The sequence below is a fragment of the Fodinicola feengrottensis genome, from assembly GCF_039530045.1.
GTDB classification, from domain to species: domain Bacteria; phylum Actinomycetota; class Actinomycetes; order Mycobacteriales; family HKI-0501; genus Fodinicola; species Fodinicola feengrottensis.
Genome location: NZ_BAAANY010000055.1, coordinates 48,113 through 73,363, shown reverse-complemented (window position 1 = coordinate 73,363; position 25,251 = coordinate 48,113). Strand labels below are relative to the sequence as shown.

The following is a 25,251-nucleotide window of genomic DNA, read 5'->3' as shown; positions in this document are numbered from 1 at the left end:
TAGCTCAGGAATGCGCGGGGCCCGGCCGGCGGTGCGTGCAGACCGCATCGGCGGCGGCGAGGTTGCCCACGTCCAGCACGGCCGCCACCACGAAGCAGTAGTCGATGCTCGGGTCGAGGCCGGCGATGGTGCGCGACGTGCGGCCGGCTTCAGTTGTCTGCGGCACCGCGTGATGGCCGGCGTCTTGACGTACGACCGAAATCACGTAGCTGGCGGCGCCGCCGGTGTGATCCTTCCACGTCACCGTGACCGAGCTGCCCTGGTCGGCGAGCTGGATGTCGGTCGGCGCGTTTTCCTTGGTCAGCTTGGTGGGGATGGTCGGGCTCGCGGTCGGGCCGGGGTTCAGCAGCGAGCCGCCGAGCACCGCGACCACCGCGAGGCCCAGCACCAGGCCGATGATCGCGGCGATCAGGATCGGCACCCCTATTCCGCGGCGCGGCGGGGGCGGCTCGGCCGGTTTCGACGGGGAAGGCGGCAGCAGTGGTGGCGGGGGAGTCGGTGCGTACGTCTGCTGGTACGTCGGTCGAGGTTGGGTGACGGGGGGATGGGCGGCTGGTGACTGTGCGGCTGGTGACTGTGTGGCTGGTGGTGCGGAGGCCGGAGCCGGTGCCCACGGGCTGGCCGGCTGAGCCGACGTGGGTGCCGGTTGGAGCGTCGGCGGCGCGCTGGCTGGCGGACTTGACCACGGCTGAACCGCAGGCGGGACCGTGGGTTGTACGGCTGGGGGTGCCGATTGAGGCGCTGCGGACTGTGGTGGCGCGGACTGAGGTGAGACCGGCTGGGATGGCGCGGACTGCGGCACCGCGGCGGCTGGGTGGGCGCTCACCGGCGCTGCCGCCGGAACCCCGGACGGGACCGGTGGCGCGCCCCGGCCGGCCCCCGGGCCGGTCGTTTCCCCAGGTCGGGCCACCACCGTACGGTCCGGGTCCGGCTCGGCGAGCGGCATCGCCGGCGGCGCGCTCGTCGGCGCCCAGGGGTCGGCCGGCGGCGTACGCAGCGCCTGGTCCAGAGCCGGCCACAGCGCCGGCCCGGACTGGCCGCGGCCACCGTCGCGCAGCACCCCTGCGAACTCCATCGCGGTGGCGTGCCGATGCCGCTCGTCCTTCGACATCGCTCGTACGAGCTCGGCTTGCAGCCACGGCGGCACGTCCTGCCGGGGGAGCGGCGGCACCGGCGCGGTCAGCACCCGGAGCCGGAACTGCACCACGTCCTGGACCTGCTCGCTCGGGTCGATGAAGGGCGCGCGGCCGGCCAGCAGGTGCCAGAGGGTGGACGCGAGGCTGTAGATGTCCGAGCGGAACGACTGCGTACGTCGCTCCAGGGCCTCTGGGGAGGCATGGTACGGCGTGAGTTTGTCCAGCGTGTGGGTGCTGGACATGTCGTCGGCGGCCCGCGCTATACCGAAGTCGGCCAGCGCCGGCCCGAACCTGGAGCGCAGGATGTTCGGCGGCTTCACGTCCCGGTGAATGATGCCGACGTCGTGCGCGGCCTGCAGCGCCTCGCCGATCTTGATCCCGATGTCGATCACCTCGGCGACCGGCCGCGGTCCGTGCCGGCGCAGGATTTCCGCGTACGAGCCGCCTTCGCAATATTCCATGACGATGTACGGGTTGCCGGTCGAGGTGGTGCCGGTGTCGATGATCGACACGATGTGCGGGTGGCTGGACAGCCGCACGGTGAGGTCGAGTTCGCGCTGGATGTGGTGTGCGGTCGTCTCTTCGTCGACAGTCAGCACCTTGATCGCCACCACCCGGCCGACCCGCTGCTGGACGCCCCGGTAGATGAGCGCCGAGCTGCCGTGCGCGATCAGCTCCAGCTTGCCGTAGCCGACGATGCCGGCCGCCGGGCCGCCCGCTGGCTGGCCGTTCGGCTCTGGGCGCCCGTCTGGGCGCCATGGTCCTGGCGGCGGTCCACCCGTGGTCATGCGCCCATTCTGCCGGTACCCGCCGGTCTGGTCAGGAAGTAGCCATCACCCGGTCGACCAGCGTGCGCTGCGAGTCGCTCATGTGCGTCTCGCCGACCACGCCGGTGCGGCCGTCGTCGGTGCTGATCTCGTACACGAAACGGTCCGCGTAAGCGGGTTCGGGTGCGGTGCCGGCGACGAGGTCGGCGTGGTCGACCAGGCTGTCGAGCTCCGGCTGGTCGGTGGTGTCCAGCGACTTCTCCAGCCGCAGGCCCCCGAAGCCCCCGGTTCGTACCACGGTGATCCTCACCCGACCACCCTCCCACGCTGGGCGGACGGCGTCGAATGGATCATTCTTGGCCGTACACAGGGGCGGCGGCGGGAGTGGCCACCAGTTGCTCGGCCAGCTCCGCCGTCACCACGGTTTCGTTCGCGACTGCCGCATAGAGGGCTTCCAGGTCTGGATAGCCCAACCGCCGGCACACGGCCAGCGCGACGCCGTGCTGCTCCAGCTCCAGCAGGTCCGTCTCGTTCTCGGCAAGGACCTTGACCAGCCGCAGCCGGCCGTCGACGGCGGCCCGGTCGGCGCGCTGTTCGTCCAGCCAGCGTTGAATGTGGACCCGCGCGTTGCCCGTTTGCGCGGTTTCCAGCCACACTTCGGACGGCCCGCCCTGTGTGGTGCTGTCGCTGGTGAGGATCCGTACCACCTGGCCATCGTCCAGTGCGGTGTGCAGCCCAGCCAGCCGGTCGTTGACCATCGCACCGATCGCATGTGCGCCCAGCTCCGGGTCGACCGCGTAGGCGAAGTCGATCGGGGTGGAGTTTCGGGGCAGCGGCACCACATCTCCGGTCTCGGTGAAGACGACGATGCTGCCGCTGCGCAGCTCGGCCCGGATGGAATCCAGGTACTGTCCCGAATCCGGGTGCGCCTGCCAGGCCAGCAGGTTGCGCAGCCAGTCCAGGTCAGGCCGCCGAGCGGCGTCTCGTACCAGCCGTGTGGAGGTCTGCGCCGCGTCGTTGATATGCACGATGATCCCGAATTCGGCGAGCCGGTGCATGCGGGGCGTACGAATCTCCACCTCCAGCACGTCCTCGTCCGCGGTCACCACCGTGGTGTGCAAAGACTGGTAGAGATTGTGTTTGGGGGCCGCGATGAAGTCCTTCATCCGGGCCGGCATCGGATGCCAGATCGCGTGCACGGCGCCCAAAGCCAGATAGCAGTCCGCATCCGGTCCGTTGACGAGAATGGTGATGCGGGTGGCGTCGCCTACTCGGATTGTCTGGTCCAGGATGGGATTGGCGCGCCGGTCCCGGTGGATCGAATAGAGGTGCCGGTTGCGGGTTTCCACCTGCGCTTTCAGGCCCGCGGACCGAAGCGCGTGGGTGACCTGGTCCACCAGCGGCCCGAGCCTCGCCGCCCGATCTCGCTCGGTTTCCTTGAGAGAGGCACGAATTTCCTCGTACGCCTCCGGACGCAGATTGGCGAAGGCGAGATCCTCCATTTCTCGCCGCAGCACGTAAACCCCGAGCCGCTCGGCCAGCGGGACCAGCAACTGCACGGACTGGCGCGCGATCCGCTCCCGTTTCTCCGGTTTGGGATGCCAATGCAGGGTGCGCAGGTTGTGCACCCGGTCAGCCAGCTTGATCAGGATGACTCGCAGGTCGTCGGCGGCGGCCAGGATCATCTTGCGGAAGGTCTCGGCTTCGGCCCGGTCGCCCCATTTCGAGCCGTCCAGCTTGGTCACCCCGTCGACCAGCACCGCGACCTCGGCGCCGAACTCGTCCCTTACCTGGTTGAGGCCAAGGGAAGTGTCCTCGACGGTGTCGTGCAGCAGCGCCGCCACCAGCGTCGTGGTGTCCATGCCGAGCTCGGCCAGCAGCAGTGCGACCGCCAGCGGATGCGTCACGTACGGTGCGCCGGACTTGCGTTTCTGGTCGCGGTGCGCAAAAGCGGCCACCTCGAAGCCGCGCCGCAGCACGTCGACATCCGCTTTCGGGAAATGCCGCCGATGCGCCGCGATCAACGGCTCGGCGGCCACCGCCGGCGCCTCCGCCACGGCACGCCCACCGACCCATCTCGCCAACCGTCTGCTCACGGCCGGCCCTCCTCACTCGTGACGCTCGCGCCTCACCGGTGAGATGTCCTATCCGACATTACAGCGTTGAGTGGCTGATGGGGGACTCTCTGCGCCTTTGTACCCAGTCGAGGGCACCGCAGGCCAGGCTGGTCACCAGCACCGCGACGGCCACCCCGGCGAGCAGCCTGGTTTCGGGATAGCCGCTGGGAACCGCCTTCAGGGCGCCCCAACCGGCGGCCGCTCCGACAATCAGGGCCCCGGCAATCTGCCCTCCCCAGACCGCACGGTTTCCGCTCGTACGCCCAAAGGCTTCGCGGAGTCCTAATGTCGCGGCCGCCGCCCCGACCGCCAGGCCTGCCGCGAGGGCCGCGATTTCGGCGAGTCTGCTGCCGAAGCTGAGGCCGTACCGAATCGGTAGGGCCGGCACGAAAAACAGGAGGATCAGCCACCGGAACGACGTGGTGATCGAATCGATGGCAGGGCCTGGCCGCTTTGCCGTACGCACCTTGGCCAGCACCCTGGCGATCACCAGGACCGCCGCCGCGACGGCGGCTCCCGGCAGCTGAGCGGCGACGTGCCCGAGGTTGTAGAGCAAAGCCGTGTCGTACACGACCAGGACGAGATAGCTCAGTGCGCCCGCCGATGCGGCGAAAACCAGTAGGTCAACCGGCTGCTCTTCTTTTGGCGTTTCTGTTTTGCGTACCGTGAAGGGCACGACGATCATTGACGCCAGCCGGATCACGATGTCCTGGACCGTGTACGGCGTGCGGAGTGCCCACTCGATCAGGCAAAACGTCACCGTCCACGCCACCGCCGCCGGCCACGCCAGCCTTGCGGCCCGGTGATAGAGGCCCGGCCCGTACCAGCGACACACCGTCAGGAAAGCGAAAATCGTGAATGGCAGCTCCAGGAAAGCCTGCACTCGCAGCAATGTCGGCGCCAGCAGCTCCGGCCACGGGAAATGCTGGGCAATGGTGCTGATGACCGGATTGTCTTTGGCCAGTGCGAACCAGCCGGTCGGCAGATCGCCTGCGATGAACGACGTGTCGCCGTGGTGCACTCGTACGATGTAGACGGTGAACAGCACCTGGTTGACGTAGATCAGCGCCGTCACCACCAGCAACCAGCTGCCGGCCGCCGGCAGTCTCCTTGGCTTTCCGTCCGCCCGGCCGGTCAGTCGTGCGCCGATCAGCCCAGCCGCGGTGGCCAGCACGATGACCGCTGTCAACGCCAAAGTCCTGCCCCTGTCCCATCGGAGATCCGTCCGCTCAAGGATGGAGCATGCCGATGGCTATCCGGCCACCGCCTTCTTGATCACGCCCTCCACCGCGGCCGGGATCTGGTCGTGCGAGGCATTGACGACCACGACGTTGCTTTGTGCAGCCTGCGACCCCACGACCACGAAGGTTGTCCGAGGAAAGCGATGGGCGTTGCTGGCCACCGCGTCGACCGAGGTCTTGTCCGCGGCCAGGATGACGTTGCATTTGCGCTGGGCCAGCGTGTTCACGTACGGAACGGCGTTCGCTTCGGTCTGCGGGCCGTATGCGGCCAGAAACTGCACTTTGGCGTGGGTGGTGAGTGACGCTTTCTGCATCCCCGCCCACACCGGGGCCGCTTCACCGGCCGTCCCTCGACTGTCGGTCAACAGACATGCCGTGAACGCCAGATAGATACGTGCCCGCGACGGCTCGGAATGTGGCGTCACGACCAGCCACATCGCCAACGCCACCACGACAACGGCGGCGCCGGCCGCTATCACCAGATTTCTTGGTCGTCTCAGCCAGTAAGGCCGCTTTGCGGTCTTCCCCATGGTGTCTACCTGTCCCCGTTTGCCATCAGTGCCGACAGCGCGGCCGCGTCAGCGTAGCTGGCGGAACCGGAGTTGACCAGATCCCGAAAGGGGCAATTCTTCAGTCAATAAGAATTAAAGAAAGAATTACCGGAGGTGGCCTTGTTGGGACGCTCGGCTCCTTTCTGGGATTCGTCCTCGTACGGCCGCTCTGACCGCTTCCTTTCGGTTTTCGGCGCTGATTGATGAGGTAGTTTGCGGCTGTTTTGGTCTTGGCGAGCACTTCTGGCATGGTCGGAGGTTGGCAGGCTCATCGTCGAAAATGCTTGACCAGTCGTGTTCGGCAGGCTACACATTTCTCTGATTGAGATTGCGCCTCCAGGCGTACCTTCACCAGGCGGACTCTCGGCGCTGACGTGCGCCGGGTCTGGCCGGGAATCAGCAACGGGGACGGGGTCATGGCTTCTCGCATGCGTGGATTTTTGATGTCCAGCTCAGAGCGCGGTCGCCGTTCGCATCGACGCCGAAGGCACATCGCCCTCCTGGTGGTGCTGACGTTTCTGCTGACATTCTCGGCCGATCCGGCGACGGCATTCGCCAGCCCCACCGGTGGTCCGCTGCTCCCGCTGCCGAGTTTCTCGCTGTCTGCCGCGCTGACCTGGCTGACCGGCGGCCCCGTGGCCAAGTGGGGAAATCTTCCCGTCCAGCCGACCGGCACGGCGGCCGGAAAGTCCCATTTGGTGCCGGCGTCCGCGACCAAGGCCAACCGGGGCACCGGCCGGCCGCCTGGTCACGGCAAAGGCGAGCTGCCCGCGTACTCGCCGTTGGCGAAGAAAACCCCGGTCGGCCCCAGCGGCCACGGCCCCGGAAGATTTGACGCCAAGACCAGCAAACGCGTCGCTACCAAGTCGACGGCCACCTCCACGTACTTTCAGAACGCGGACGGCTCGTACACCCGGCGGCTGTCCGAACAACCGACGAACTACAAGGATTCTTCCGGCGCGTGGCAGGCGATCGACACCGGCCTGACTAGCGTCGACGGTCGCTGGAAAGAGAAAGCCAACTCCCTCGCCCTCGACTTCGCCGGCTCGGCCACCGATCCGAACCTCGTACGCTTCGGCCTCGACAACAGCCTGACCGCCGGTCGCGGCATCTCGTACGGACTGCAGGGCGCGACCGCGGTGGCTCCGGCCATCGCTGGCTCGACCGCCACTTATCCCGGTGTCTTGCCGGACACCGACCTGCAGGTGCACCCCACCAATTCCGGCGTCAAGGAGTCGGTGATCCTGCACTCCGCGACTGCGGCGAACTCGTGGGTCTTTCCGCTGAAACTCCGTGGTTTGACTGCGTCGCAGCAAGCCGACGGCTCGATCTCCCTGACCGACTCGACCGGCAAACCCGCCGGCCGCATCCCCGCCCCGTACGCGTACGACTCCAAAGTCGACCCGTCCTCCGGCGACCCGGCCACTACCCGCGCGGTTACGTCGAAACTCACCACCGCCGCGGACGGCCAGCAGACAATTGAGACGACCCTCGACGCCACCTGGCTCAAATCCCCCCAACGAGTCTTCCCGGTAACCGTCGACCCATCGACCGGCGGCCTCTATCCCGTGGTGACGACTTACGCGGACACCGACACTCCTACCGTCGACCATTCGGGGGATCCAACGCTCAAGGTCGGCACCTTCGACGGCTCCTACAAGGCGAACTCGTTCATCAAGCTGGACACCGCTGGGCTGGACGGGTCGCATGTGACCGTTAGCTCGGCGATCCTGCATGTGTTCGACAGTTGGGCGTTCACCTGCACTCCAGAGCGTTTTGATGTGGCGCAGGTGACGGTGCAGTGGACCGGATCATCGGCCGGGGCTTACCCTGGCCCGTCGGTCGGTGGGTCGATTGGCTCGGCGACGCCGAGCGTGCCGAATGCCTGCGCGAATACCACGGCCGATCGGTCCAAGGGTGACTGGGTTTCTGTTCCTGTTTCGTCGTCGGTGATGACCTCGTGGGCTGCCAGCAGTAGTCCGGACGCTGGCTTGTCTTTGTACGCTTCGACCGCCGATCACGTGCACTGGAAGCAGTTCGATTCGGACAACAACAGCGACAACTATCCGTACATGGACCTGACGTACAACGGTGCGATGTTGCCCCAGATTTATGATAGCAATCCACCCAATGGCACCACCTCCACTACCCAGACGCCGGTGCTGTCCGCCACGGGCAACTACGACGTGGAAGCAGCGCCATCGCAGAAGTTCCAGTTCACTGTGTTCGACACTAACGGGACAAAAGTCGCCGACTCGGGTCTTCAGACAGCGAACTATTGGACTATTCCAGCTGGGAGGTTGGCCTGGGGCAGACCTGTTACTGGATGGTGCAGAATTTTGACGGCACCAACTATTCCGCCGGCGGGGATCTCAATACCCTGACCATCCAAGTGCCGCAACCGTTGGTGACGTCCGCGCTGTCCCAGAACCCAGGTGGCCGTGGCTTCAGCCCTGACAATGGAAACTACACCACATCGGCGACCGACGCCGAAGTCACTACAGTAGGGCCGTCGCTATCCGTTCAGCGGGACTACAACTCGCGAGATGTCCGCCTGTCGGAGGCGTTCGGCGGGGGATGGGCCAGCGTTTTCGATGCCAAGGCGTCGGAACAATACAGCCCATCGGGCGCCGTGGCGAGTGTGGCAGTGACCTATCCCGGTGGCTCAACCGTCGGATTCGGCAAGAACTCGGACGGGTCGTTTTCGCCACCGTCTGGACGGTTCTCCACGTTTACCACGACGACCGGTGGTTACAAGCTGGTTGACAAAGACGACACGACTTACACTTTCATCCAGGCGCTGGGAGGCGGAGCGTACGGCATTACCTCCGTTGCCGACGCCAGCAACAGAGCGGTGAACTTCGCCTGGGCGTCCGGCCACATTACGACGGCAACCTCGTCTGCCTCAGGGCGTGCGCTGCATCTTGGATGGAGCACGCCAGGCGGCGCGACGAGCCCGCATATCGGTACCGTCGCAACGGATCCGGCGACGCCGGGGAACGCTTCTACGGTTCAGACATGGACATACACGTACGCTAATGACCAGCTGACACAGGTCTGTTCGCCGGTAGACACGGCCAATGGTTGTACGAAATATAGTTATACAGCGGGATCGCAATATCAAAACCAGGTCGTCGATTTGGGTGCCAAGTCTTCCTGGCCGTTGGCCGAAACAGCTGGGACCGTGGCTGCGAGTGCGATACCGGCCGGTGAAGGCAATGACAACGGCACGTACCACAACGTGACACTGGGGCAGGCGGGGCCGCTGCCGGGCAGTTCGGCGACCTCCACGCTCTTTGATGGCTCGTCGTCTTACGTAGCGCTCCCTGACTTGAACATGCGGGCGAACACTGAAGCGACGATTTCGATGTGGTTCAAAACCACCACGGCCATGTCGGTGCTGTTCTCGTACGGCGATATGCCGATTGACGGCACCCAGAACCCAGCCAGGGAAGGTTCTGAGCCTGCGCTCTACCTCGGTTACGACGGCAAGCTTCGCGGGATGCTCTGGCCAACAGGTTCCATTTCGTCCAATGGGCAACTACAGCCCATTACCACTTCGGCAGCGGTGACAGACGGCCAATGGCACCACGTGGTTTTGTCTGGATCGCTGACAGGTCAAACGATGTGGCTTGACGCCGCGCAGGTCGGCACGGCGCCAGGAGTGGATCCAACCGTGACTCAGAATGCGCCGTGGGTTGATCGGTACACGCATTTGGGTGCGGGATTTCTCTCTAATGAGTGGCCGGCTCAGCCGCGAGGGCAGACTGACGGCACGGTCGATCGCGACTATTTTCAAGGCTGGATTGCCGATGCGGCTTTCTCCACGCAACCGGCTACTCAGCAGAGTGTGACGGCGCTCTACCAGGCTGGCACCCATCCAGCCGGACTGCTCAACTCGATCACACGTCCCTCTGGGAATACGGATGCGACGGTGACGTACGACCCGGTGTCGGCGACTGTGAAGTCGGTGACCGACGACAAGGGTGGTACGTGGACGATTCAGCCGCCGGTGGTCACGGGTTCGAGCCAGGTCTATCGCTCGTCGGTCATGGGTTCGGCGCCGGCGACGTACAACCGGCTGGGCGAATCCGCTGGGGCGTCAACGGCCCTGGACGAGGTCAACGCCGGTAATGGCACCTATTCGAATGTGACTTTGGGAACGCCAGGCCCGTTTTCGGACGCGACCGCGGCTTCTTTCAATGGCACGTCGTCTTTTGTGCAGCTTCCGGCGAGCGATCAGGTGCAAACGAGTCCCGGTTCGATTGAGATGTGGTTTAAAATGCCGAACGGCAACACCGCGGGCGGTGTGCTGTTCGACGAACAGTCGTTGGATATCACCACGATGACGGCGGCCGCCGGGAACTACGTGCCCGCAATGTATGTCGGTACAGACGGCAAACTGTACGGGAAGTTCTGGGATACGAACCACACATCCGGTGGGATCGTCACGCCAAAAAAGGTCAACGACGGTCTATGGCATCACGCTGCGCTGGCTGCGGCGCCCAACGGTCAGGTCCTGTATCTTGATGGGCAGAAGGTCGGTGCGACGACCGCGGCCCTGCAGGCTTCAACATCCGGATTCACTTATGTCGGCGCGGGAGCGTCAGGGGCCCCGTGGCCGAACCATCCGACGAACACCCTGGGATGGTTCCCCGGCTCGATTTCGGACGCGGCGCTCTACCGGACCCAGTTGTCCAGCCAGGAAGTCGCGAATCATTACGCGGCCGGGATGAATTCGACCGGGCTGTCGCCGGTGGAGACGGTTACGGTGACCGATCCTGGCGGGAAGCCGCTGAAATATCGGTATGACGTGGCGAACGGGATGCGACAGCTCTCCGAAACCGACGGCACGGGCCAAACCACCAGTTATGGCTATGACACCGGCGGATTCGCTCACACCATCACGGATCCGAACGGCAACGTGACCGTCGTTGGCCATGACGTACGCGGCAACGAAGTATCGCAGACGACCTGTCAAAACCAGGCAATGCAGTCCTGCTCGACGACCTACACGACCCATCTTCCTGACAACACCAGCACGAAACTCACGCCAGGCCCGAAAAACGACCTAGTCGCCACCACCCGGGACGGGCGATCTTCGAGCGCCACTGACAACACCTACCTGACCTCGTACGGATACGACGCGGCTGGCAACCGCACGATCGTCACCACACCGCCGGTGACGGGTTTCCCGAACGGCCGAACGACCAACGTCTCGTACACCGATGGCACGACGATCGCGGCTGCTGACGGCGGGTTCGCACCTGCCGGTTTGCCGTACAAGACCGTGTCACCATCAGGCTCGACTACGACAGTCAGCTATTTCCACAACGGCGACGTGGCCTCGGTGACCGACGCGGCCGGTCTCGTAACAAATTTCACTTACGATGGACTTGGTCATGTTTCGACCAAAAAGCAGGTGTCAGACACTTTCCCCGCCGGCGTCGCAACGTCGTATACCTACAACGGCCTTGGCCAGGTGCTGCAGGAGACTGATCCAGCGATCACGAACCGGATCACTGGTGCGGTGCACACACCGCAGGTGTCCACTGTGTACGCGCCCGACGGGCAGGTGCTGTCCCAAACGACGGCCGACACGACCGGTGGTGACGCCCCTCGCGTCGTCCAGGCCACGTACGATTCGCATGGTCAAGCGCAGACCAGCACCGATGGGCGTGGCAAGACGACGACCTTCGGATATGACGTTTACGGTCACAAGACTTCGGAGGCTGATCCTGCGGGGACGACCACCGCGTACACGTTTGACGCGGACGGCCGCATGCTCACGCAGGTAGTCAAGGGATTCACGGGCGATCCGAACAACCCGTCATCGCCGGCTGACCTAACAGTGTCTTCTCGGGCGTACGATCCGTCCGGCCGAATGGCGTCATTGACCGACGCGATGGGCAATACGACTTCCTATACCTACACCGACAACGGCTTGATCGCGACAGTCATCAAGCGCGACCCGTCCGGCGCGAACCAGTTCGTACAGCAGTCGAATACCTATGATGCTGCTGGGAACCCGGTTCAGCAGTTGACGAACAACGGAGCCACCAAGGCAACATCCACTGTGGACGCCGCTGACCGGACGACGGCCACCACGGTCGATCCGACGGGTGTCAACCGCACGACGACTACCACGTTCAATCCCGATGACCAGCCCTTGACCACGGTCGCCAGCGATGGCAGCGGAACGACAAACACCACGACTATTACGTACGACCCGCTCGGCCGCGTCACCAGTCGTACGGTCGCGGACAGCGCTGGTCATCAGTCAAGCGTGGCCTGGACACTGGACAAACGGGGTCTGCCCAGCTCGATGACCGACCCTGACGGAAATACCACAAGTTACGCGTACGACGAGGACAGCCAGTTGGCGGTCACGACCGGTCCGGCTGTCAGCGCAGAAACTGGTGGCGGCGCTCCTGCGCTCGTCCATCCGGTATCGACGACCGGCTATGACACTTTCGGTGGCCCGACCGAGACGCAGGATCCGGACGGCAACGTCACAACGATGGCGTACAACGCGAACGGCCAGAAACTTTCCCTCGCACAGCCGCTATACACGCCGCCTGGCTCTGGCGCACCCATCACACCTGTGCAAAACTGGGCGTACGACGATGCGGGCAACGTCACCACGATCACTGATCCGCTCGGCAACGCCACTTCCTATAGCTACGACCAAATCGGCGACAGAACGATGGTCACCGATCCGCGCGGCGGGGTGGCGCGGTCGAGTTACGACAACAATGGCGAGCTGCTTCAAGCGGTCAGCCCTGCTGGCGCTGCGAGTCGCGCGACTTATGACTATCTCGGGCGGCAGGTCACGGCGACGACCTTGGAGCGTTATCCGAGCCCGGCGGCGTACACCGCCACGTCGTCGTACGCATCATCGGCGACCAACCCAGGTGGCGCCTTCCTTGCGTCGACGACAACTCCGGCTGGTGCGGTCACCAAATACGGGTACGACGCTGTCGGTGAACCAACCCAAATGACCGATCCAGCTGGTTCGGTCACACATACGGCGTATGACTTGCTCGGCCGGAAAATCTCGACAACGGTGACTGACGGCACGTCGACGGCGACCGCATATGACCACCTTGGCGACCCGATCCAGGTCAAACAGCTGGACTCGGACGGGCAGACGGTGCTCGCCACGACTTCGGCGACTTATGACCTGACTGGCCACCTGAAATCGTCTACCGACGCTCGTGGGCACACGTCGAGCTTCAGTTTGGACGCCAGCGGACTGGTAACACAGGAAGTTCAGCCGGTCGACGACACGACATCGATAACCACGTCGTTTGGCTATGACCCGGCCGGGCATCGTACCCGTTTCACCGACGGGCGCGGCAATCCGTGGATTTACACGTACAACTCATGGAACATGCCCGAGTCGACCATTGATCCGGCGACGGCCACCTACACATCGGCCGCAGATCGGACTACTACCACCGCCTACGACGCGGATGGTCGGGTCTCTACCAAGACTGCGCCTGGTGGAGTGACTGTCACTGGCACGTACGACAAATCCGGGGAGCTGACGGGCCAGTCCGGCTCCGGGGCAGACGCGCCGACGGCCGACCGTTCCTTTACCTATGACCCGGATGGGCGAATGTTGACCGCGAACTCCGCGGCAGCTGGTTCGACCGGACCATCCGGGCCGGCGGTGCCGGCAACGAACGCCACCTTGACCTACGATGATCGCGGTCATCTGCTCACGGCAAATGGCACCGCTGGGTCGACTTCGTTGGGGTACAACGCCGATGGCGAGCTCAGCTCGCGCACCGATGCCGCTGGGACCGCTTCTTACACGTACGACAGCGCAGACCGGCTCGCGACGTTGAGCGACCCGGTCACCGGAACGCAGCTGAGCATGGGCTACAACGCGCTTTCTCAGCCGTCGACGATTCGTTACGGAACTACCGGTGACACTCGCACCTTCACGTACGACCATCGCCACCAGTTGGCGACCGACACCCTCGCCGCAGCCTCGTCGTCATCAGTCGCATCCATCGGCTATGGATATGACGCGAACGGGAACCTGACAAGTAAGTCGACTGCGAGTTTCGGTGCCTCGGCGTCGAATACCTACACGTACGACTACGCGAACCGTTTGACCTCGTGGAATAACGGCACAGCCACTACCGCGTACGGATATGACGCGTCGGGCAACCGCATCCAGGTCGGTCCGAATGTCTATACGTATGACGCCCGCGACGAGCTGACGAGCGATGGCAGCAACACGTACAAATACAGCGCCCGCGGGACGCTGACCAGCCAGTCCAACACGGTCGGTACGGCAGCGGCGACAACTGACGCGTATGGCCAACAAGCGACTCAGGGTTCTGTCAATGGGCCGACTCAGACGTATCTGAGCGACGCGCTTGGTCGAGTTGTCCAGAGCACCTCTAGCGCTGGTGGCTCAGCCCGGACATTTGCCTTTACTGGTACGGGGAATGATCTTGCCTCGGACGGCACGCACACGTACAGCCGTGGCCCTGATGGGTCCTTGCTGAGTGTCGGCACGCCCAGCGCTTCAGGTGGGGTGCTTGCTTTCACGGATGCGCATGACGATGTTGTTGGTGAGTTCTCCGCGGGTGGTTCGTCGCTGTCGGGTTCGTCGGTCTACGACCCGATGGGAAATGTGACCGCGACCGCGGGCATGGTCGGTGGCCTCGGCTATCAGTCGGGGTGGACGGATTCGTTCACTGGCAAGGTGAACATGGCGACCCGCTGGTACAACCCAGCGAATGGCCAATTCCAGAACAAGGACTCAGTGTCGTTGGACCCGGCACCGCAGTCGGTGTCGGCGAACCCGTTCGCCTATGTCGATGACAATCCGTTGGGAGGAACCGATCCGTCCGGACAGTGTTCCTCCTTCTGGGACTTCGGGTGCCACCTGGCGGTTGCCGCGGCTGCAGTTAGTCATGCGTACCAGAAGTACGTCGCGCCGGTCATCAGTCATATTTACAACACATACATCGCGCCCACCGTGAATTACGTTTACAACCACTACATTGTTCCTGTGCGGGTGGGGATCCAGACCGCTGTTCAGCATGTGAACGATGCGTGGAATCAGGCGAAGGCCTACGCGGCCCGTGTCAAACAACTGGCGTTAGAAGCCGCTGCCCGGGTCAAACGTTTGGCTGCTGAGGCATATCACCGTTCCGTAGTTTTGTTGCAGCATGCGGCGACGGTGGCGGCCAAGACAGCGGCGACAGTTGGCACCTTCATCAAGGCCCATGCGGCCACGATCGCGTCGATCGCCGTATCGACCGTCGTCTTCGCCGGATGTGAAGCCGCTCTCGGAGCATTCACTGCGGGTGTGGGCGCGGTAGTCGGCGCGGTCGGCTGCGGCGCGCTGGCGGGCGCGGTCGGTGGTTTGGTCGAGCAAGGGGTGAACTGCGCCCAGGGCCAGAAGGGCGGGTGTTCGGCATCCGCCTTCGGCAAGGCGGCGCTGCTCGGCGGCGTCGGCGGCGCGGTCGGTGGTATTGCCGGGGGCCTGGGTGGCCGTCTGGTCACGGCGGCCCTGGGCAAGGCCCTTCCGGAACTGGTCACCAGCGTCCTAGCCGGAGCTGCGGGCGGTGCCGCCGGTGGTGGTGCGACTGCGGCCGCTTCGTACGGGCTGACGTGCTCTGATTCTTCTGCTGGCTGTTCGTGGTCTGGTCTTGGCCAGGCGACCGCCACTGGCGCCGCGACTGGTGCGCTGTTTGGCGCTGGTGGTGCGGCTCTGGCTGGAGTCGGCAAGGCGTTCATGTCCCGCGGTGGCCGCAGCGGTTCCGCCGAGGCGGCACCCCCTTGCCACAGTTTCGTCGGCACGACCCTCGTACTGATGGCCGACGGCTCCCATAAGCCGATCAGCAAGGTGGCAGTCGGCGACAAGGTCGCGGACGCCGTGCCTGGCGGCGATGGGAAGACACAGGCGCACGCGGTCGGGACGGTCATCGTCACCAAAACCGACTACGACTTCGTCAACCTCACCATTGGCTCCCTCGACCGCTCGGGCCACCCGGCATCTGTCGGCACCGTCACCACGACGACCCGTCATCCGTTCTACGACATCACCCAGGCCGCCTTCGTCGAAGCCGGCGCCCTCCACGCGGGTGATCGCCTCCAGCAGCCCGACGGTCGCACGGCGGTCGTGCTAGCGGTACGCCCGTACCGCGACACGCACACCACGACGTACGACCTGACCATCCCCGACCTCCACACGTACTATGTACTCGCCGGGGCTACGCCGGTCCTGGTACATAACTGCAGTCTTGCTGACGCTGCTGCCGATCATAGGGAAAACGCAAATGGTGGTCTTGGAGTTAAAGCAGATAAGAACATCGCAGTAGCTCGAGTGCAGGTTGACGGATCGGATCAGATTATGATTGCTTCGAGCGGAAAGCATGTTAATCCGGGTGAAGTTGGCATGCCAGCGACGAGGCGATTCAATCCCGGCTCACGGCCGTTCGATTCAGAGACTCATATATTTGAAACTTTGGCCTCAAATCTAAAACCTGGCGCGAAGGGGACTGTGGATCTGTACTCTGAACGCCCTGTCTGCCCCGATTGTTCCAACCTTATTGAGCAGTTCCAATCCGCGTTCCCAGATATTAGAGTTAACATCGCTACAGGGATGGGCTGATGCTCTCAATTGCTGAAATCGCCGCAGAGGTAAGAGCGGTGGATGTTGATCTCGTCGTCGGGTTAGATGTTCGTGAAGTGGACCAGCTCGCAAGTTCGTGGCAGATTGGGGGGTTACCTAAGGCGTACGTCGAATTTCTTAGGCTGATGGGTAGCGGCGCCGGACGTATCCTTCTCGGCACAGATGCTTTCTATCCGGCGATCCTTGACCTGCCGCGTGCTACCCATGATTTCTTCGCCGACAACGTCGGAGGGGTGAAGTTACCGGAAGGTGCTCTGGTATTTGCTATGCACCAAGGTTACCAGGTCTATTGGATGGATTCCTTGAATGTTGCGGACCCCTCCGTCACGCTATACATGGAGGAAGAAGAGGCGCCCATGGCTCGATGGAAATCGTTTACCGAATTTGTTAATGCGGAATATTTGTCCGCATATTCGCCGGATAGAAAAAGGTGACTGCTTGCAGGTGAAGTTGGTGGTCTGTCGCTGATTTGATCTGGTGGAGTGTGTCCCGGCCGCGTCGGGCCTTGGCGATGATGTCTTCCGCGGTGGCTTTCCAGATGAATGGTTTTGGGCTGATGCTCCAGTGCTCGAGAAGAAGGATCCTCGCCGATCGATGATCATGTCAGACACAATGGACTGACGAGGCAAGGGTTGAGACCCAGTCCCACGCGGTCGGGACTGTCATCGTCACCAAGACCGGCTACGACTTCGTCAGTCTCACGATCGGGTCGCTCCACCACAACGGGCCACCCGGAGTCGGTCGGGACGGTCACCGCGACGACCCATCATCCGTTTTACGACATCACTCAGGCCGCCTTCGTCGAAGCCGGCGTGCTACGTGCAGGTGACCGTCTGCAGCAGCCCGACGGCCGCGCGGCGGTCGCGCTAGCAGTACGGCCGTACCGGGACACTCATACCATCACGTACAACCTCACCATCCCCGACCTCCACACGTACTATGTACTCGCTGGGATCGCGGCCGTCTTGGTTCACAACTGCGGCGTGGAGGTCGCAAAGAGCGAAAGCAGCATCTCGATCTCACATGCGGATTCAGGAAGTGGCGTCATTGCTGACCTCGACGAGAGCGGTAGTCTTACACTGATGATGGAAAACCATCCCGAATCTGGATCCCCCCTTCGTGGTAAGCAGATGTTCGCTGATGTGATGGACCACTTTGGCGATCGGGTGAAGTCGATAGCGGGCTATTGGCGCTATGGCGACGACCTGGGAGCATTCAATGATGCTGTCGCTAATGGTAAGAGCCTGGGATCTGCCGCTCGTGGTACTTGGACTGGCCAAAGGGCAGCCGAGTACGGGTTCAATCGTGTGATGATACTGCAGGCCGACGAAGGGATCGACGGCTTCAACGTTGTGTCGGTGCTCTTTAGATAGGGATTGGGTATGGATGATCGCTTGGCCTTCCTGCGAGAGGCTAAAGAGCAAGGCGTTGCACCACTTACCGCAGTCCGGAAAATTAAGCATGACGGACTTTTTGAGATGGGGAAGGAGTTCAGCGTGGCAGTGGACTTAAAGTCCACGTTCGGATTGGCGACGCATCAACTCCATGATGTTGTCGGCTGGCTTAAAGGAGTCGTTTCTGATGAAATATTGGAGGATTCCTTAAGGGTTCGCGACTAGGAAATATTGGCTTGTAAGGTCTACTTGTTGTGTTGGGTCGTTGCGGACTCCGCAGGCCTGGCCGTTGAGAGGTCAACTGAGTTTCACAGCTTTGCCCACCGCTTTTTGGCGTTGACGGCTGGTCGGCTCCCGGGTGCCCATCGGGCAGGTCGCTGTCAAATGCAAAGGTCGCGGACGCTGTCTGGGCGCCTAGCTCTTGGTGTCGGCGGTATGATAGGTGGCAAATACGCAGCGGCAATTCTTCGCGCTGCTCGCAAGAAACGGATGCGCGATGGAACATGGATGGATAACCCGAACTATGCTCCCCTGGGGAAATGATGGAAACGCTACACCTGGCAGCTGCCAGCGAAGATGGCCGCAGGGAGTCCCTTGTCCTTGAAGTTGACGATTCGGGGGAGCCAAAACATCAGGCTAGTGCGAGATAATCGGGTTGCCAGTTTCCATGCTGGCGATGATCTATTTGAGTGCCTCAAGGATGTGCGCCGCATCCTTGAAGAAGAGGGCCTCCTGGTTTGCTGCCAGGGATCTCGTCCGACCGTATTTCCTTCCGGGATGGGCAGGCAGATGTCAAATGGACGCCTCGCATATCCGTTGCGGAGGAAGCCGCCTTTGACTGATGCTGATCTGGTGGACATTTTTGCGCCAGCTCAGTTCGCTGAAGTTGGGACAGTAGAAAGCCAGCGTCAAGCAGTGCTCGATTTCTTTAGATCTCCCAAAGAATAAACTCCGGCGCGCTACGTGCGGGTGACCGTCTCCAGCAGCCCGACGGCCGTACTGCGGTCGTGCTAGCAGTACGCCCGTACCGGGACGCGCACAACATCACGTACGACCTCACCATCCCCGACCTCCACACGTACTATGTACTCGCGGGCGCAACAGCTATCTTGGTCCATAACTCTAATGGTGTTTGCGACATTGGTGCTGCGGCCAGGGCTGCAGCGAAGAGTGCGAGAGCTCCAGCTCTCCGACATCGAATTCTTGACAGTCCGGAGCTCCAGTGGATTGCCAGAAGCCGCGTGCCTCTCCTGTCAGAGTGCTCTTGTCAGACGCGGCGCCACTGACCTTGCTGGGGGACGGGTGAGGTATGAACTTATCGTTCAGTGATACGACCCGAGCGTTGCTCGAAAAGGCAGGTTGGAACCCTGGGCGGAGAGCTGATGTCTCTGTCCTGGTCGGCGACATGAGGTCAATGGGATTCGACGTTTCGGATGCTGCCGTGGATTTCTTGGGGGAGAGTTCTCGCAACTGCGGATTCTGCATGCGCCGAGTATCGTCATGGGCGAACGAGAAGTAATTTTGTTGGACTGAGTTTGACCCTGATCGGGTTTGTACCGAACGTGACGCCAGGATCGCCTGGCGCTGCTCTGGGTTGGTTGGAGAGCTGCTCTGTCCTGTTGGTACGGATGGGTTCCATTTCACGGTCTATATTTCCGTCGACGGGAGGTTCTACGCTGGCATGGATGCGGCGGTGTATAGCTATTCAAGGAATGCTGACGAGCTGTTCTCTCTGATGGTCGGTGGAGTCAGGCCGCGACACCTGGCGGACTGGAACGTGTCACGCGAGTAACGAGCCAGAATTACCTGCTGTCGTCTATCAGATCAATGGTGCCGCTACGCTTGTAGTCGTGGGTCATGCGGCCACAAAACGTCCGAGCCGGATCCGAACGGTGTCACCACGGCTTACACCATTGACGCCAACGGCCGCTCCTGACCCGGGTGCTCAAGGGATTCACAGGTGATCCAACAACCCCTCGTCGGCGGCGGACTTGGTGGAGTCTTCCAGAGCGTACGACCCGGCCGGACGTCTGGCCACGCTCACCGACTCCATGGGCGGGACGACCGTTACCAAACGGGACTCGGCTGGGAACAATCCGTTTGTCGAGCAGCCGAACGCCTATCACGCGGCTGGGGAACCGGTCCTCCAACTGACCAACAACTGACCAACAACTGACCAACAACGGAGCCACCACTGCGGTGTCCACAGTGGATACCGCCGATCGGACCACGTCGACGACAGTCGATCCGTCCGGTGTCAATCGCACCACGACCACGACCTTCAGTCCGGACGACCAGCCGCTGACCACCGTGGCCAGTGACGGGACCGGGGCGACAAACATCACGGCGTTGATGTACGACCCGCTGGGCAGAGTGACCAGCCGAAGCTTCAGCGACGCCGCGGGGCATCAGTCAAAAGTCAGCTGGACGCTGGACAAACGTGGCCTGCCGACCTCCATGACCGACGCTGACAACAACGCCACCGCGTACTCGTACGACGAAGCTGGCCAGTTGGCGGTCACCACCGCTCCGGCCGTCAATGTCGAGACTGGTGGCGGCTCGCTCGTTCTCGCCCATCCGGTGATGATGACGGGCTACGACGCTTTGGCGCGGCGCGACCCCGTGTGACTTGGCGGCAGATCTGGATATAGGACACGAATCCCGCCCAGAAGGCACCCTTCGACTCCCATGGTCAGGAAGTGTTCTCAAACGGCAAGAACTACTCCTGACGTCGATGGCACAATGTCGCGGGGATGGAAGATGTTCAGCCGTCGAGGGGTGCGTATTGGGACCTATGATGGTGACCTGAACTATCTCAAGGAGTGACGTGTTCGCGATTGAACTGGAATCGCAGGAGGCTTCCGGTGATAGGACCGGAAGCCTTGGGGAGGCGGTGGGGCGAATCGTGATTGGCGAATTCGTGGAGACCTTCAGGGCTCCCCTGGGCTTCTGGAGCGAGTCTGACTATCGTCGGAGTTGGCGTCAGGCTTTTGATGCACTCAAGGATGACCCGAACTCTCGGTCGTGCTTGCTGGTCTCCATGACGGATCCTGAGAGCACTAATTTTCTGACATGCTGGCCGATGTATCGTGACGGCGATAATGTCTATATCCAGAATGCCATAATTTTCCTAGATGAGCTTGAATCTGGCTTCGATACCGGAGAGCCGTGGGCTTCTATCGGGCCTCGTTGTGCCATTGACGAAGACGGAAATAGGATTTTCTGAATGGGTGGCATCTATGGATTCTGTGAGAGACTTCTTCGAATGAATCTGTAGTTCTCTCCATGGGCTTGCATCGCACGGGATTCGAAAGTCTGCCCTCGTCCACTCCTTAGAAATGGCGGGCCTGAGAGCGATTCCGAGTCCGCCCCCGGCGTCTGTCATCGACATGCGGGCTCTTCAGCACTGCCTGCCTCCCGTAACGCGGGAGTTGTCCACCTGTAAGAATATGTGACGGTACACAACGGGAGGTGTGGAGTGATTGAGGTTCCGGGTGGGATGTTGGAGTGCGAGCCGGCCGGGTCAGGGCCGACGGCGGCGCTTTTTCATCAGTACAACGCTGTTTTGGCGGAGGGTGCCGTGGCGGCGGCGCTGGCCGGCCGCAGGCGGGTGTACGCGATCAATCCGCGGGGGATCGGGGCGTCTGGGCCGGTACGGGATAGTCGCGACCTGACGATGGCGGCGTTCGTCGATGACCTCGTCGAGGCGCGGAAGGCGTTGGATGTTGAGAAATGGCTGCTCTGCGGGGCGTCCACCGGTGGGATGGTCGCGCTGTTGACGGTGTTGGCTGATCCGGACGGGGTCAGCGGGCTGATTCTCATTGGTACGGCCGGAAGTCACCGGTTCGTGCAGGGCAGCATGTACGACCCGAACAACACTGAGGCCGCACAGATGCGCCAGGAAATGCAGAAACTCATGGTCGGCGGTGACAAGGAAGGCTACCGGGAGGCGATTTTCCGGTCCAGCGTGGCCGACCCGGAGCGTACGCCGATTCCTGCCGAGTTCAGCGCACGTCCGGACGCGTTTTCGATGCCACGGATGATGGCTTTCGGGCAGGCCGTCAGCTCGTACGACATCGAGGACCGGCTTGGTGAGATCCGGTGCCCCACGCTGGTGTTGGTGGGGCGGCAGGATCCGCAGTGCCCGCTGCCGAACAGTGAGCGGCTCGCGGCCGGGATTCCGGGGGCGGAGTTGCACGTTTTCGAGAACTGTGGGCATTTCCCGCAGTGGGAACAGCCGGCGGAGTTCCAGGGAGTCGTTGACGACTGGCTGTCACGCCACTGAGACTCTGAGGCCCTTCCATGCCTCGGTGATCGCGGCGGCGAGGCGCGGGCCGTCCGGGAGTGTGCCGGCGACTCGTTCGGTCACCGAGGCGAAGGTGGCGAAGTCGAGGGTGCCGTCCATCTGGTCGTCGAGCGGTGCGGCATGCCGTTTGATGATGGAGGATATTCGGCGGTGTCCGCTGAATTCAGGAGGCCGTAATGGAAGATGAAGGCTGGATCGCCGAGTTGCGCGGGCTCGCCGCCCAGAATCTGGACATTGTTGAGATTGTGGATTCGATGCGAATGAGGCACGTCGGGGTTGGGTGGCTCTGGGCGCGGCGGTCGGTGCGGTGTCGGGTGGTCGTAAGTCGTTCAGGGATGCCCGCGCCGGGCCGTCGGCTCCGTCTGAGGAGTCTGCACCTTCTGGCGGTGATGAAGAGTCGCCTTCGTGTACTTTGCACAGTTTCGTTGGTAGCACTTTGGTGTTGATGGCGGACGGGTCCAGCAAGCCCATCGGCAAGATGCACGTCGGCGACAAGATCGCGAACTCTGTTCCAGGTGGCGACAGGAAGACGCAGGCGCACGCAGTCGGCACGGTCATTGTCACCAAGACCGACTACGACTTCGTCAACCTCACCATCGGCTCTCTCGATCACGCGGGTCACCCGGCATCTGTCGGCTCGGTCACGACTACGACTCATCACCCGTTCTACGACCTCACGCAGGCCGCGTTCGTCGAAGCCGGCGCCCTCCACGTTGGTGACCGCCTCCAGCGACCCGACGGTCGTACCGCGGTGGTGCTATCAGTACGGCCGTACCGCGACACGCATACAACGACGTACGACCTCACCATCCCCGACCTCCACACGTACTATGTATCGGCCGGCTTGCTCCCTGTGCTTGTCCATAATGTCGACGAAGACAATCTTTGTAAGCTAACGCTTGGGCCTCCCCTGACCGGGCAAGTAGCAGAAGGTGTCGCGGCGGAACGTGGCGACAAGGTCCTGCCGCATGAACAACAAATGATTAACGAGTTTGGCGACCGAAACGGCTGTACCGCGTGCCGCTCTGACAATTCAGGGTACAAGGATGGACATTGGACGGGCGATCACAACCCTGCCAACAAGCTTAACCCGAATGGACCATGGACTCTTTACCCGCACTGTAGCGTATGCTCGCGCAAACAAGGTGGCATTGTTAACGCAATTCTTCGAGGATGGTATGCTGAGTTTCCAGTCTCTAAGTTCAGTGGCGGAGGATAGAGTTTATGGCGGTGGGCTTGCGCGGTTCGCTCATGGACTGCTGGTCGTCGCTTCTTCGGACAGTGTAGATTCTCATGATTCGTGGGATCCAGGGCAGGAGTCAGTCCACGCCGGCACTGACTCGCTGTACGTATCGGTCGTCCCTGCGGCCACTGGATATGTGACCGTTATTTGTATCAGTGGGCCGTACGTCCCTGAAGGTGCGAATTTGCTTTTCTCGGGAACGATGCGGCTCTCGACGGAAAACATCGCAATCTATGATCCTAATGGCGAGATTCGACTTGAGCTTCCAGTCAATGGGAACGTCCACAAGGTCGACCTCTACGGGGATGACCCTGACGAGCCTGCTGAAATAATCATCGTATTGAATCCGGTCTCGCCTGCACCATAGTTTGGTTGGTGACAAGCAATCCGGCGATAAGGTGGCGCTGTAGAAGCCCTCGTATGGACTCCATGTGGGCCGGTTGAAGGCGGTCAATTCCGAACTTTTGGAGGTTGCTCCATTCGGACGTTGGCTGGAGGACGAGGTGTAGCCTCGCCTTTCTGACCTGCAGCCCTCGCTGCGGATCGCTGTAGCAAATTCGAAGCCCATCACCTGTGTCCTGGGCGGGGCTCTGCGGTGGTTCACGGCAGTAGTTGACGGCAACGTGAGTGGATGGTGGCGCCGCAAGGTTCGAAAATCTGCCTTGTCCGCTCTTTAGAAATGGCGGGGCCGAGAGCGATTCCGGGTCCGGCTGCGGCTCTGGCTGGAGTCGGCAAGGCGTTCATGTCCCGCGGTGGCCGCGGCGGTTCCGCCGAGGCGGCACCCCCTTGCCACAGTTTCGTCGGCACGACCCTCGTATTGATGGCCGATGGCTCCCATAAGCCGATCAGCAAGGTGGCAGTCGGCGACAAGATCGCGGACGCCGTGCCTGGTGGTGACGGGAAGACGCAAGCGCACGCGGTCGGGACGGTCATCGTCACCAAGACCGACTACGACTTCGTCAACCTCACGATCGGGTCTCTTGACCGCTCGGGTCACCGGGCGTCTGTCGGCACGGTCACGACGACGGCCCATCACCCGTTCTACGACATCACCCAGTCTGCCTTCGTCGAAGCCGGCGCCCTCCACGCTGGTGACCGCCTCCAGCAGCCCGACGGCCGTACGGCGGTCGTGCTAGCAGCACGCCTGTACCGCGACACGCACACCACCACCTACGACCTCACCATCCCCGACCTTCATACGTACTATGTCCTTGCCGGACCTGCGGCGGTCCTCGTCCATAACTGTGGAGTAACGGACAGTCGTGGCCCCGGTGATGCCTGGGAGGAACTTCAGGATGCCGACGGCATTGATCATGCAACAGAGCGGCATACAGTTGACGGGCCTCGGTACAATCCCAAAAGGACTCGGTATGGAACGAAGGCACAGATATCGGTGCGATGGCCGATCAAACGAGAGGCTTGACTGGTCGAATCCAAGATGAACGCGGAGGTGGAACTGTTGAGTTCATCATCAACGCCGGAACCGATGTAGGACGTCATCCAAACGGCGATTCCACACAGGTTTACACTGTCATTCGGAACAGATGGAATGGAGATCTCATTACGACGCATCCAGGCCTGCCGGAGCGTGGCTAATGGCAATGCTTGTTAGCCTTCGTGACGAACGCGAGAACCTGATTGAGATGGTTGCTTCGGATCCCGCACTTGGTTGGGTGGTGCCATATCTTCCTCCTGGCGAATTTCCAATGATCGGGCATATTGACCCTTATGGAAATACGATATTCAACAGATCGCAAATGCGAGCACTGCGGGCCGAGATTGATGTATGTCGGACAGATGAACGCGTTAAACCTGGGGCAGTGGAGTTCCTCT

General features: G+C 62.2%; 19 protein-coding genes and 2 pseudogenes. 15 read left to right on the top strand and 6 right to left on the bottom strand.

The annotated features are described in order from the left end of the window. Positions 1-4: 4 nt before the first annotated feature. The 5 genes from ABD301_RS41660 to ABD301_RS41640 all read right to left on the bottom strand — a co-directional run bounded on the left by ABD301_RS41660 (position 5) and on the right by ABD301_RS41640 (position 5,791). On the bottom strand, positions 5-1,924 hold the full coding sequence (locus tag ABD301_RS41660; protein ID WP_344315517.1) for a protein kinase domain-containing protein: 1,920 nt from the start codon (positions 1,922-1,924) through the stop codon (positions 5-7). A 31-nt stretch (positions 1,925-1,955) separates the two neighbouring features. Then, positions 1,956-2,213 carry a protealysin inhibitor emfourin gene (locus tag ABD301_RS41655; RefSeq protein WP_163573556.1) on the bottom strand — a complete coding sequence of 86 codons (258 nt, stop codon included), beginning with the start codon at positions 2,211-2,213 and terminating at the stop codon, positions 1,956-1,958. Positions 2,214-2,253: 40 nt separating this feature from the next. Continuing rightward, positions 2,254-3,999, bottom strand: coding sequence for a RelA/SpoT family protein (locus tag ABD301_RS41650; protein WP_344315516.1), 1,746 nt, complete (start codon positions 3,997-3,999; stop codon positions 2,254-2,256). Positions 4,000-4,057: 58 nt separating this feature from the next. Beyond that, positions 4,058-5,209 (bottom strand): hypothetical protein, encoded by a 1,152-nt coding sequence (locus ABD301_RS41645; protein WP_344315515.1) that lies wholly within the window; start codon positions 5,207-5,209, stop codon positions 4,058-4,060. A 63-nt stretch (positions 5,210-5,272) separates the two neighbouring features. After that, complete coding sequence (locus tag ABD301_RS41640) at positions 5,273-5,791, bottom strand: BMP family ABC transporter substrate-binding protein (RefSeq protein ID WP_163573552.1); 519 nt, start codon at positions 5,789-5,791, stop codon at positions 5,273-5,275. A gap of 464 nt (positions 5,792-6,255) precedes the next feature. Between ABD301_RS41640 and ABD301_RS41635 the strand changes: the two genes are divergently transcribed. From ABD301_RS41635 to ABD301_RS41595, 13 genes and pseudogenes are all read left to right on the top strand, one after another. Then, the gene (locus ABD301_RS41635; RefSeq protein ID WP_344315514.1) at positions 6,256-8,196 is read left to right on the top strand and encodes a DNRLRE domain-containing protein; all 1,941 of its coding nucleotides are present in this window, start codon (positions 6,256-6,258) and stop codon (positions 8,194-8,196) included. Continuing rightward, a pseudogene (locus ABD301_RS42715) lies at positions 8,139-9,497 on the top strand (LamG-like jellyroll fold domain-containing protein); the annotation flags it as partial. The gene ABD301_RS41635 and the pseudogene ABD301_RS42715, both read left to right, overlap by 58 nt. A gap of 249 nt (positions 9,498-9,746) precedes the next feature. Continuing rightward, positions 9,747-16,454, top strand: a complete 6,708-nt coding sequence (locus tag ABD301_RS41630; RefSeq protein WP_344315513.1) for a LamG-like jellyroll fold domain-containing protein — start codon at positions 9,747-9,749, stop codon at positions 16,452-16,454. Next, the gene (locus tag ABD301_RS41625) at positions 16,454-16,909 is read left to right on the top strand and encodes an SMI1/KNR4 family protein (protein ID WP_163572821.1); all 456 of its coding nucleotides are present in this window, start codon (positions 16,454-16,456) and stop codon (positions 16,907-16,909) included. Before ABD301_RS41630 ends, ABD301_RS41625 begins: the two co-directional genes overlap by 1 nt. A 198-nt stretch (positions 16,910-17,107) precedes the next feature. After that, positions 17,108-17,449, top strand: a pseudogene (locus tag ABD301_RS42710) (polymorphic toxin-type HINT domain-containing protein); the annotation flags it as partial. Positions 17,450-17,458: 9 nt separating this feature from the next. Further along, positions 17,459-17,848 (top strand): hypothetical protein, encoded by a 390-nt coding sequence (locus tag ABD301_RS41620; RefSeq protein WP_344315512.1) that lies wholly within the window; start codon positions 17,459-17,461, stop codon positions 17,846-17,848. Positions 17,849-17,857: 9 nt separating this feature from the next. Next, a complete protein-coding gene (locus ABD301_RS41615; protein ID WP_163572820.1) occupies positions 17,858-18,094 on the top strand; it encodes a hypothetical protein in 237 nt (78 codons plus the stop codon). A 707-nt stretch (positions 18,095-18,801) separates the two neighbouring features. Then, positions 18,802-19,155 carry a polymorphic toxin-type HINT domain-containing protein gene (locus ABD301_RS42705; RefSeq protein WP_163572826.1) on the top strand — a complete coding sequence of 118 codons (354 nt, stop codon included), beginning with the start codon at positions 18,802-18,804 and terminating at the stop codon, positions 19,153-19,155. 23 nt (positions 19,156-19,178) lie between these two features. Then, a complete protein-coding gene (locus ABD301_RS42700; protein ID WP_425552038.1) occupies positions 19,179-19,388 on the top strand; it encodes an SUKH-3 domain-containing protein in 210 nt (69 codons plus the stop codon). 475 nt (positions 19,389-19,863) lie between these two features. Then, positions 19,864-20,034 carry a hypothetical protein gene (locus ABD301_RS41610; RefSeq protein WP_163572819.1) on the top strand — a complete coding sequence of 57 codons (171 nt, stop codon included), beginning with the start codon at positions 19,864-19,866 and terminating at the stop codon, positions 20,032-20,034. A gap of 34 nt (positions 20,035-20,068) precedes the next feature. After that, positions 20,069-20,497 carry an RHS repeat domain-containing protein gene (locus tag ABD301_RS41605; protein ID WP_344315511.1) on the top strand — a complete coding sequence of 143 codons (429 nt, stop codon included), beginning with the start codon at positions 20,069-20,071 and terminating at the stop codon, positions 20,495-20,497. Positions 20,498-20,696: 199 nt separating this feature from the next. Continuing rightward, on the top strand, positions 20,697-21,095 hold the full coding sequence (locus ABD301_RS41600; RefSeq protein WP_279582717.1) for a hypothetical protein: 399 nt from the start codon (positions 20,697-20,699) through the stop codon (positions 21,093-21,095). Between the two features lie 252 nt (positions 21,096-21,347). Next, positions 21,348-22,154 carry an alpha/beta fold hydrolase gene (locus ABD301_RS41595; protein ID WP_344315510.1) on the top strand — a complete coding sequence of 269 codons (807 nt, stop codon included), beginning with the start codon at positions 21,348-21,350 and terminating at the stop codon, positions 22,152-22,154. Here ABD301_RS41595 and ABD301_RS41590 read toward each other — a convergent pair. After that, on the bottom strand, positions 22,143-22,274 hold the full coding sequence (locus ABD301_RS41590) for a hypothetical protein (protein WP_344315509.1): 132 nt from the start codon (positions 22,272-22,274) through the stop codon (positions 22,143-22,145). The two genes, ABD301_RS41595 and ABD301_RS41590, sit on opposite strands and share 12 nt — an antisense overlap. Before the next feature lie 346 nt (positions 22,275-22,620). On the opposite strand from ABD301_RS41590, the gene ABD301_RS41585 reads away from it, so the two are divergent. Continuing rightward, entirely contained in the window at positions 22,621-23,394 is a 774-nt protein-coding gene (locus tag ABD301_RS41585; protein WP_344315508.1) for a polymorphic toxin-type HINT domain-containing protein, read from the top strand. 655 nt (positions 23,395-24,049) lie between these two features. Next, positions 24,050-24,841 (top strand): polymorphic toxin-type HINT domain-containing protein, encoded by a 792-nt coding sequence (locus tag ABD301_RS41580; protein WP_163572816.1) that lies wholly within the window; start codon positions 24,050-24,052, stop codon positions 24,839-24,841. Positions 24,842-25,251 lie beyond the last annotated feature (410 nt).